The sequence below is a fragment of the Microcoleus sp. D2_18a_B4 genome, assembly GCF_036702475.1.
GTDB lineage: Bacteria > Cyanobacteriota > Cyanobacteriia > Cyanobacteriales > Microcoleaceae > Microcoleus.
The window spans coordinates 67,473-78,738 of sequence record NZ_JAUBTL010000002.1; the positions used below are offsets into that span (position 1 = coordinate 67,473).

General features: G+C 45.1%; 8 protein-coding genes. 2 read left to right on the top strand and 6 right to left on the bottom strand.

Going from position 1 to position 11,266, the window contains the following annotated elements:
- Nucleotides 1–210: hypothetical protein (locus QUB04_RS01655; RefSeq protein WP_333280293.1), on the top strand; the 210-nt coding region annotated here is incomplete at its 5' end.
- Nucleotides 211–377: 167 nt separating this feature from the next.
- Entirely contained in the window at nt 378–2,423 is a 2,046-nt protein-coding gene (locus QUB04_RS01660; protein ID WP_333280296.1) for a S8 family serine peptidase, read from the top strand.
- Between the two features lie 138 nt (nt 2,424–2,561).
- Here the strand turns inward: QUB04_RS01660 and QUB04_RS01665 are convergent, their stop codons facing one another.
- From QUB04_RS01665 to QUB04_RS01690, 6 genes are all read right to left on the bottom strand, one after another.
- Complete coding sequence (locus QUB04_RS01665) at nt 2,562–3,041, bottom strand: hypothetical protein (protein WP_333101727.1); 480 nt, start codon at nt 3,039–3,041, stop codon at nt 2,562–2,564.
- A 177-nt stretch (nt 3,042–3,218) separates the two neighbouring features.
- Entirely contained in the window at nt 3,219–4,889 is a 1,671-nt protein-coding gene (locus tag QUB04_RS01670) for a glycosyltransferase family 39 protein (RefSeq protein WP_333280298.1), read from the bottom strand.
- Nucleotides 4,890–4,925: 36 nt separating this feature from the next.
- A complete protein-coding gene (locus tag QUB04_RS01675; protein ID WP_333280299.1) occupies nt 4,926–6,542 on the bottom strand; it encodes a glycosyltransferase family 39 protein in 1,617 nt (538 codons plus the stop codon).
- A gap of 120 nt (nt 6,543–6,662) precedes the next feature.
- The gene (gene pruA / locus QUB04_RS01680) at nt 6,663–9,638 is read right to left on the bottom strand and encodes an L-glutamate gamma-semialdehyde dehydrogenase (RefSeq protein ID WP_333280301.1); all 2,976 of its coding nucleotides are present in this window, start codon (nt 9,636–9,638) and stop codon (nt 6,663–6,665) included.
- 83 nt (nt 9,639–9,721) lie between these two features.
- Nucleotides 9,722–10,645 (bottom strand): hypothetical protein, encoded by a 924-nt coding sequence (locus QUB04_RS01685; RefSeq protein ID WP_333280303.1) that lies wholly within the window; start codon nt 10,643–10,645, stop codon nt 9,722–9,724.
- Between the two features lie 193 nt (nt 10,646–10,838).
- Nucleotides 10,839–11,165 carry a DUF433 domain-containing protein gene (locus tag QUB04_RS01690; RefSeq protein ID WP_333280305.1) on the bottom strand — a complete coding sequence of 109 codons (327 nt, stop codon included), beginning with the start codon at nt 11,163–11,165 and terminating at the stop codon, nt 10,839–10,841.
- Between the last annotated feature and the right edge of the window lie 101 nt (nt 11,166–11,266).

Here is an 11,266-nt window from a genome sequence, read left to right on the forward strand (position 1 = left end):
ACAATAACTCAACATTTTTGTGGAACAGGCATCTTGCCTGTTGGTTCCACAATAACTCAACATTTTTGTGGAACAGGCATCTTGCCTGTTGGTTCCACAATAACTCAACATTTTTGTGGAACAGGAATCTTGCCTGTTCCTAAACGGGCAAGATGTTCGTTCCACAATAACTCAACATTTTTGTGGAACAGGCATCTTGCCTGTTCCTAAACAAGTAATTGAGAAGGGTGGAACATCTCAGTTTAACCTAACCTATGCAGACCTCTACAGACTGTCTGTAATGCCCGCCTTACAGAGTATTTAGGGCATTTTTAACCACAAACTTAAATTTAAAATCTAAAATTTAGATCGATATACCTCACTAGGAGTACATTTCTATGCCCGGCCCGAGCCCTGACGGTCTTTCCTATCTTTTAGATGATAGCCCCAATAGTTTCGCCTTGACTCCGGGCTTTGTGACTCCTTATCCTAACGGATTTTTTGCCCTCGGCGGCAACGATTTTATTGTCGGTTCGTCGGATGCCGAAATAATTAGCGGTGATAATGGTAACGATCGCATTCTCGGCGGTGGCAATTCCGATACGCTGTTAGGGGGCGCAGACAACGATGTACTTAACGGAGGTGTCAGCAGCGACATCCTGTTTGGCGATGCCGGCAGCGATACCTTGCAGGGAGGTAAGGGAGATGACGCCCTCAACGGTGACTCTGGCAGCGACGTTTTAGTGGGCGATGGCGGCAAAGATACGCTGACAGGGGGTTTGGGCCCAGATACCTTTGTCCTCCGCAGCAACTCCGCAGTCTCCGATCCGGCTGCTGCAGACGTTATTACTGACTTTAACAGTTTTGTGGATTCGATCGGACTGACTGACAATCTTACCGAAGCTGACTTGATTCTCGAAGAAATATCGATCGCCCCCGGTATTTCCAATACATTAATTAAAATTCGCCAATCCAATGCTATTTTAGGCTTGGTAGCCAACGCATCTCCACAAGACCTCGCCAATACATTCATCTCTGCAACTACCGTATTGGGCAACCAACTGGATCAAGCTCGCGATTTAGGCGTTTTGGGCGGCACTCAAACAATCACAGACTCGGTTAGCAACGCCCGGCCAGACGGCCTTTACCGCTTTACTTTGCCTGCCACTAGCGACTTTAAATTAACTGTCAGCGGTTTGACGGCGGATGTTGACGTTGCTCTAATTAAAGATATTAATGGCGACAATTCTATTGACTTCACCGATATTATTGCTTCTTCTCAAGAACCGGATTTATCGCCGGAGTCGATCGATATCAATGGTTTAGACGCAGGAACTTACTTTGTTCGAGTTTATCAATACCAAGGCAGTACAGATTTCACCCTAAATCTGTCTGCAACCCCTGCAACTGTTTCTCCTAACAATCCGAGCAACTTGCAAGGTTTTGACTCTCGTTTTGGGTTCGGTTTGGTGAATGCAGCGGCGGCAGTTGCTAAAGGTCAAGGTACTGCAACTTTTCCTGATGTTCCCGACTTGGGCGGCGACGAGTGGGGCAGAGATTTAATTAAAGCTCCAGAAGTTTGGGCCCAGGGATTGACTGGAGACGGAATTGTGGTGGCAGTTATCGACAGCGGAGTTGACTACAATCACCCGGATTTGACGGGGAATATTTGGAGCAATGCGGGGGAAACCGGCGTTGATGCGATCGGTCGCAATAAAGCTAGCAACGGGGTTGATGATGATAGCAATGGCTTTGTTGACGATTTCCGGGGATGGGATTTTGTCAACAACGATAATGACCCGATGGATGATAACAATCACGGCACTCATATATCGGGTTTAGTTGCTGCGAAAAAAGATGGGGTTGGGATTACGGGAACGGCTCCGACTGCGAAGATTATGCCTTTGAAAATACTTAATGAGGTGGGAGTGGGCAAAATTCGGGATGAAATTAATGCGATTAATTATGCGGTGGCAAATGGAGCGAAGATAATCAATGTGAGTTTGGGCGGTCAACAGTTGAATGCTCAAGAATTGGATGCGATTCGAGCGGCTGAAGCTCAAGGCGCGATCGTGATTTCGGCGGCGGGAAATGATGCTCGTCCACAAGTAGATTATCCGGCTCGGTTTGCCAATGAGGTAGGAATTGCTGTCGGTGGTGTTACCCGAAATGGCTTGTTTGGGGAGTATTCTAACCGGGCGGGTACGGAGACTATTAATTATTTTGTTGCTCCGGGCGGCGACGGTGGTAGGGCGGATTCTAGTGATGTTTATTCAACTGTGCCGCTTTCTCAACCGGGGATTCCCTATCGATATTTTGCCGGTACTTCAATGGGAGTGCCACAAGTATCCGGCGTGATAGCTTTGATGTTGCAAGCTAATCCGAGTCTGACTCCTGCTGATATTAAGAGGATTCTTGCGGAAACTGCGAATCGAGCGGTTTGAACTGGATTTGGTGCGATCGATCTACAATCCTCAATCTTCTACCAATTATTAAAAGCAAACCGTAGGGACACCGCAATGCCGTGTCCTACTCCCCGCGCCGGACACGCAATGCCGTGTCCCTACTTTTCACAATTGGTATTAAAAATTGGCGGCGTAAGTTAAGTCAAATTGGCGACACAGGGTGATGCAGCAGTAGGTTGGTCGATCGAATACTAACTCGTAATTCATCTGGCCGTCTATTTTGGTGATCGGCTGCTTTAAGGGGATGCCCTGAATGTCGTATTGGCGGCGTTCTAAGGCACTCCAGTCGATAATTTTAACGTCGATTTGGTTCTGCAACTCAGTTGCGATCAGATATAGGTGCATCTTGTCTTGAACTTTCCCAGTCAGGGGAACTTTTATTAACACTGACTGGGTGACGAGGGGTTTTTGGTCGTTGGGATGCTTCTGGGTGTGGCAGCTTTTGAGTTCTATATCGTAAGGTTCTACCTTGAATTTCTCTCCACTGGCGATCGCAGATGAATGCAAATCTTTCAGGCACTTTTCTAGGTGAGGAATCAGCCCTAAGTCTGGATCGCACAGCAGTTTACGAATGTTGGAGGTTTCAGTGACTGTCATTTGAGATTTTTGATGTTATTTTTTTATTCTTAACTTTTAGCTTACCACGAAAAGCCAACCTATCGAACTCTACTTGCGACATACTTCCAACAAGACCGTTTATGGCCAGTATGTCGCAGTGAATAATACATTTATTTTTTGGCAGCAAACTCGTGTTTTTGGCCTTAATATTTGAGATTATTTCTTGGTAATTTTCCACAGATTAAGATCGACTTTAGTGTCAGCCGGAGCTATTTGATAGTTTTGTTGCTGAATTGCCGATCGCAAAGTAGAGGACGGTCTGTATAAAAACAACTCACTGAAACCGCCGGGAATTTGCGGGGGTTGCGGTTTTTTCTTTGCCACTTCTCGATTTTTGTAGCAAGAAGTGTAACAGCGGGGTTCTATTAGCAGTTTGACTTTTGGTTCTAGGTAATAACTTAAAGGCATGATATGTGCGATATTGGCATCGCTGATAATTAGGGGATTGCTGGCTTGATTGACAGTCTCAGCTACTTCCAAGGCGCGCAACCAACCGCTGCCTTTATTCCACCAAATATCTGCTTGAGAACTAACTCCACCGGATATAATACCTGCGGAAAAAACGGCAACTATAACTATTTTCCACAGTTTTTGCTGTTTAAACTTTTCCAAATTGTTACTAATTTTCGCAGACAGCAGGTAAGCCACTGCTAGCTGAATTCCCACATAACAAGGAACTAAATATCGCGGATTTGCCGATCGCCTTCCACCCTTGATTATATCAGGCACTGCTAAAAACAAAGCCGTTGTTGCAATTAATAACAATACAATCAACCACACTCGCTTTGGTGTTTGTCGGCATAGATAATAAAGGGCATAGCCGACTAAAGCTAGAATCATGAGCCCAACTGGAATTAGCAAGGCTAGTTGGGTGGCGTTGGCAGTTCCATCAATGCCAATATCAAAAAATGCTATGGTGACGGAACCCACCCACCTGCTGACTAATCTTAAGAAATTTGTCTGTTGAGCCCATGCTGTTGTGCTTCTAACTTGATTGAAGTTTTCTACAGTATTTATGAGGGGAGGCATGAAGCCCATCAAGGCGATGAAAGCTGCTATATAATAGGCAATGAATGTTTTAATATCGCGCCAGTTGGCAATAACTGCGACGTAGAGTGCGTGGGCTGCCGCGACGCAGACAAATAACAAGTGGGTGTACAATCCCAGTGTTGCTGTGCCTGCATAAAGCGCCCAGGAAAGAACGAGGGCGAGAGCATTTTTATTTTCGTCAGAGCGCATTGCTCGCAGCAAGGCTGCACTGGATAAAATAGTAGTTAATGTCCACAAACTGTACTGTCTCGCTTCTTGGGCAAACAAGATGTGGTAGGGAGAAATTGCGAAAATTGCGCTCGCCATCCACGCTACTGCTGAAGATTCAAATAACTCCCAAGCCAGCCAATAAATTGCGGGAAATACTAGCAGGCTAATCACGGCTGCCAAACTTCTCATTACGGCAACGGAACTGCCGAACCATTGCGCCCAATATCGCGCTAGTACATAATACAGTGGCGGGTGTTGGGGGTCTTCTGTTGCTAAAGAATGTAGCGTGTCAGTTAAATTGTGTTCTGAATTTATCTGCTGATATTTTTGTAAATCCGAGGGCGAGGTTATTTTCTGGTACGAAATTTCTTTGATTAGTTCGACTTCGGTGTAGCCAGAAACTCTCAAAGAAGTATATGTTTCGTCGATCCAGTAAAATTTGCGATCGAGATGGGCGAACCGAAAGAAAATGCCGATGACTAATACAGCGATAATTAAAAATCGCAGCCACTTGTCAAGTGAAGGCTTGTGAGAATTTAGTCGATCGCAATTTTTCGGAAATTCCATTTTAAACAAACTCACCTGCTGTTACTATATAAAATATCATTTATTGACTATTTTCCCTAGGATCATTTCGTCATTTTCCGCATATATAGTTTGTATTTTATATTGATAAGTTTTGGCAATTTTGGTCTTTAATTCGGGAGAAATACTGTACAAAAATATCTCGTTAAAATTTCCCGGAATTTCAACATTCTTTTGAGGTGACATTAGTAACAATTTAGCTTTGGGATCTAGTTGGTGACTCATACCGAGTAAATTGCCGATATCCCATACAATATACTCTGAAAAGTCTGTTATGATTAATGGCTTAGAAGCTGAGTTGAGTGTACGGGCGATCGAAACGTTAAGAAGAGAGCCAGATTTATTCCACCAATTATCTGCAGACACATAGAGGCAGCAAGACGCAATTCCAATTGAGAGCAGAACAACTAGAGCTACTCTCCACAGCTTTTGTAATTGGGTTGTAACTTGAAGTTGAGTAAAAAGATAAGCAACAGATATCTGGATTCCTAAATAACAGGGAATCATGTAACGAGTGTTGACAGAGCGAATCCCTCCCCTAATTAAGTCCGCTGGTAATAAAATCCCTACTATCACGAACGTTAAGGTCACAACAAACAACCAAACTCGCCTTTCTGTTTTACTGACAAGTAAATAAAAAGAATACCCGACCATTATTAAAATCATTAAAATAACTGGCAGAGTAGATATCAAATAGGGTCGTGGCAACTCCCAGTAAAATCCCACATCAAAAAATTGATTGCTAATGTTCAATACCCAATTTTTCATCAATTCGGAAACAGGTCTTCTCAGAGACAGCCAAGATGTTTTATCAGTGGCATTGCCCGAATTTTTTATAAAAGCTATAATCCAAGGAGACAGAGCAATCAATCCTCCTATTGATGCTAGCAAATAGCCAATTACCGTCTTGTTAAACCGGAATTTTTCGATAATTAATACATAGATTCCATGTCCTATGGCAACTATTCCAAATAAGAGGTGAGAATAAAATCCCACTACTAATGTTACAGCATAAATTGCCCAACTACTATTAGTTTTTAGGCGCATTCCTCGTAGCAAGACCGCGCTTGACAGTAAAATTAACATGACAAACAAACTGTAAGGTCGAGCTTCCTGAGCATAAACTACCTGAAAAGGCGATACAGCTATTATGACAACTGCTAACCAAGCTGTCACCGATGACTCAAATAATTCTAAGCATAGCCAATACATACAAGGTAATGCCAGCACGCTAAAAACCGCCGACAAACTTCTAGTTACTGCGATTGAATCTCCAAACAGTTGCACCCAAAATCTCACTGCTACAAAGTACAGGGGAGTAAGTTGAGATTCTTCTATTGCCAATCCTTTTACGGTGTCAAAAACGCTTTTATCTGCATTTATCCGCTGATACTTTTGTAGACTTTTTATTTCCTTGATTTGACCGTCACCAAACTCTTGAACAAATTCCGATTCTGTATAACCCGAAATCCGCAGAGAAGTGTAACCTTCGTCTAGCCAGTAAACTTTTTTGTCGAGATTGGCGAAACGAAAAAATATACCCAGGACTAATATAACTATCATTAAAACTCTCACCCACTTGTCAAGTGAAGGATGGTGAGAATTTAGGCGACTACCATTTTTTGTAGATTCCATTTTAAGTAAATTCAATTAGAACAACAGAATAGCCGAACCCCGATTTCTTGAAACCAAGATAGCATATACCCGACTTCTTTAAGAAGTCGGGTATCAAATCTTAATCAAACGAGTTTGAGATTAATCATCCACTCCTTCAATCGGTGCAAAACCCTGCCGCTGAATATTTTCGGTTATGGTGCGGGGTTCGAGGAATTGCAGCAAATAATCCGGGCCGCCAGCTTTAGAACCAACTCCCGAAAGTTTGAATCCTCCGAAGGGTTGTCGCGATACCACAGCGCCGGTAATTCCGCGATTGATGTACAGGTTTCCGACTTCAAAATCGGATGCGGCTCGATCGATATGCGAAGGCGTGCGAGAATACAATCCGCCGGTTAAAGCAAAATTCGTGCCGTTAGCAATAGCAATCGCTTCGCTGAAATTATGAGCCCGCATCACCGACAAAACCGGGCCGAAAATTTCTTCTTGGGCGATAGTGGCTGTGGGCGATACTTCCGTAACAATGACTGGGCCGACAAAATAACCGGTTTCAGGTGCCGGCATTTCTAAAGCTATTTTAGCTTCGGCGCGGCCTGTTTCGATGTATTCGCGGATGCGCGACTGGGCATTTGCATCGATCACAGGGCCAACTTGAGTGCCGGGATTTTCTGCTGGGCCGACATTGAGCGATCGCGTCGCTTCTACCAATCTTGCCACAAAATTATCGTACACCGATTCCACCACAATTACTCGCGAACAAGCGGAACATTTTTGGCCGCTGTATCCAAATGCCGAATAAACTACGCCTGCAACTGCTTGGTCTAAATCCGCACTTTCATCGACAATAATTGCATTCTTGCCGCCCATTTCCGCAATTACTCGTTTCAGGTGTTTTTGTCCAGGCTGCAAAATCGCAGCATCGGCATAAATCTGACAGCCAACTTCCTGAGAACCAGTGAAAGTAATCATGTGAACATCAGGATGTTTCACCATGTAAGCACCGACGGTTGAACCTTTGCAAGGCACGTATTGAAATACCCCTTTGGGAATTCCGGCTTCTAGCAATATTTCAGCTATTTTCGCTGCAATTACTGAGGAAAATTCCGCAGGTTTGAGTAAAGTACAATTACCAGCAACCAGCGATGCAACTGTCATGCCGACGGGAATTGCGAGGGGGAAATTCCAAGGTGAAATGATTAAAGAAATGCCGCGCGGCTGATAGCTGTAGCGGTTAGTTTCTCCGGGAATATCGTAATTCTTCCCTTGTTCCAACCGTTCCATTTCATCGGCGTAGTAGCGGCAAAAATCAATAGCTTCGGAAACTTCGGCATCGCATTCTCTGACTGGTTTGCCGACTTCAAACACCATCCAAGCTGATAGTTCGTGCCGCCGCTGTTCCATCAATTCTGCGGCTTTGCGGAGGACGCCGGCGCGCTGTCGGACGGGGGTTTTTCGCCAACCGGTGAAGGCTGCTTTTGCTGCTTCAAGGGCTTGTTTGGCTTGTTCTTCGGAAAGCAATCCGATGGTGCCGACTACTTCTGTGGGATTGGAAGGGTTGAGTGAGTTAACTGTTGCTTCAGTATTTTGGTACTCCCCATTAATTAGCGGTAAATAGGTTTTACCTAAGTTGCCGCGCACTGATTTGATGGCTGTTTCTGCTTGTTGCCGCAATTTGGTATTGGCGTAGTCGGTATCAGCAACGTTGGGAAATACTTTGCTGTAAACTAGCTGGTCATTGCCACTAGCAACTGGTGCGGCTAACAATTGTTCGATCGGCATTTCTTCGGAACTTTGCCGGATGAAAGAACTGTTGGCGGTATTTTCCAGCAAACGGCGGATCAAATAAGCCATTCCCGGCAGCAAATCGCCGTAGGGGCAGTAGACTCGGACGCGATAACCCCGATCGACCAAAAGCTTAGCCAATTTGTCGCCCATGCCATACAGCACTTGCATTTCAAAGCGGCGGCGCGGTATATTGAGAGTTTCGGCAATGGCGATCGCCCTCGCTTGCGATCGTACATTATGACTGCCAATAGCTGCATACAAATATTCGTGATTTTCTAACAGCAACTGCGTCATCTGCTCGAAATTGGCATCGGTAGCAACTTTGTCATTGTAGACCGGCTGTGGCCAATCTTTCTGCATCGCTTTGATAGTTTCCTGATCCCAGTAAGCGCCTTTTACCAGCCGCACTGTTACCGGATTTCCGCGTTTTTTTGCCCAGGAAATCAGGTTTCGCAAATCTTGGGCACTGTCGCGCAAATATGCTTGCAATGTAATTCCAATATCCGTGCGACTGCGAAACTCTTCCTCTAACAATAAGTCTTTGAGAATTGTCAGAGTTAAACTTTTGTAAGCATACTGTTCCATGTCAAAATGAACAGCAGCGCCCAACTCCTTCGCGCGACGCAGTAAAATGCGAATTCTCTCGCTTACTTTCTCCTCACTACCTTTAGCATCCAAAGGATCAAACTGAGAATAAAAAGCAGTTAACTTTACGGATACTTGCACTCGCGGCAGAGTTTCGCCGTCAGCTTTGTCAATTGCATCTACCTGCGGCCAATTCTTCGCTGCCTTCGCTAGTTCCTCCATCAATTCCAAATAGCGGTTAAGATAAATCTGCGCCTCAGTTTCTGTGATGACAGCTTCCCCCAAAAGGTCAACTGTAAAACCCATTTTATCTTTGCGAAGCCGCTCTAAAGTTTTAACTACCTGCTTGATATTTTCCCCAGAAATATACTTGTGCGCCAAAGTTTCCACCGCAGGCGCAACCGTCGTCGCGGCCAATTGTCCAGGAATCGACTCAGCGTTAGTAAAATTGAGCAATTTTTTCAAAGCTTCGGGCAATTCTACCTCTTGGGCCGTCAGGTATTCTTGCAAGTGGCGGGCAATTTCCGGCTTGCTGCGGAGTGCCGGCAAACAGTCGATGAATCGAAACAACTGCACCCGCAGTCCGGGGCTAGCCATCGCCCAATCCATTAATTTGTCGTCCCAGCGCATTTGGTCTTGCAGTTGACCGAAAAAAGAGCGCTTTTTGTCTTGAGTTGCCTTCAGGATTTCTTTGGCAATTTCCTGGGTTTTTGCTTCGTAGATGTTTTCAGATACTTGTGCGATCATTGGTAATAAGTAATTGGTAATTTGTAATTAGCAACAGGGGGGCTGATGTATTTTGTAACTACCCCCTGATACAATTATAGTTGCTATTTGACTTCAATTTTAACTTGGTAGTTTGCTTGGCGATCGCCTGAAATTTCAATAGTATAATCGCCGCTACTGGCTAGTTGACCTTGCCACTGACCTGTGCTATCAGCAGTACCTAAATTTTCACCGTTAGGAGCAATAATTGCTGCGCTAACTTGACCTTCTTGAACATTTATTGTCATGCTTTGGCCGCTATTGCACTCCAGTAAGTAGCGCCTGGATATGTTGGCTCGCAAACTATTGCTCAGAGTAGTTCCCGTAGCACCGGCTTGAAAGTAAACTCGCTCGGTTACAGGGGTTTCAACCGCAGCGGGAGAAGGAGAAGGAGAAGGCAACGGCAACGGCGACGGCGACGGCGAAGCTTGTTGCGGAACACCAGAAAGAGAGGGGATTTGAGTGGGACGGGGCGATGGAGGGAATGTGGCGGGCCGTCCATTTCCAGGGGCTGGGGGAAGTCCGGGCCGGCGGTTGATGGGCGCTGTTGCGACAGGCGGAGGGCTTTCGGGGAGGGGTACGTCAGCGGGTAGTTTGATTTGAAGGTTCGCTCTTTCCTGATACATTCTCCACGCTAGCAAACTGCCGAGACTAAGGACGGAACCGACTAAGATTCCGCTGAGAAAAACTGCTAAGATTTGCCACGAGCGAGCTGGTTTGGGTTCGGGGTTGGCAGTTGGAATTGTTGGAGGCGGGTAACTTGCAAGTTGTGTTGTTTCCGGCGTACTATCGGCGGCAACGGGAATTGTTTCGGCTTGGTCGATTGGCGCTGAAATATCTTCGGGGGCGGCAATTTCTGCGGGAGTTTCTGCTGATGCGGAAGTTGAATCAGCCCTGGCAATTTCACTGCGCTCGAACTCATCGCTGGTAGGGGAAATTGTTTCCGGTTGCTGAGTCAAAATTTGTTTTTTTTCCTGTTCGTCGCTCATGGGGCTAAATTTATTTTACAAATACCGCTTTTAGACATTTTACGTTACTGGTGCGATCGCCTGCACTGAAATTATCTAGCAGAAGGAAGAAGGCACTCTAAGAGAGTTTGACACGGATACACGGATTAATTATCGAGGGTTAGGCAAAAGTTAGAAGGAAGATAGTTCATCTGCATACAAACCTGCCATGATATTAGTCTATATTGTTCAACTTAATTAATGCTTCAATCTCGTCAGGAAATGCTTCAGCATAAGCCCAGGCATTTTTCAAGTCGCTAGCACTAAGATGCGGATAATCTTCTAAAAGTTGAGCATCAGTTGCACCTAATCGACGAGACTCTACCAATCCCCAAACAGAAATTCTAGTCCCTGCAATCCTGGCATTACCGCCGACTACACCGGGAGTTTTTTCAATTCCCTGCCAGGTGTTGGCTAAACTTTGAGCTAATATCTGTATTGCTTGAGCTTTCTCGGGCGGACTCAGGGAAAGCAGTTGCGGTTCTAATTCTTTTAGTGTCATAGTTAATCAGGAGTTTGGCTGCTGGGAAGGTCGTATCTCTATTATAGCGATCAAGCTTTTTACTGGTAAAAATAAACCACCCGACAAAAAAATGGTACTTT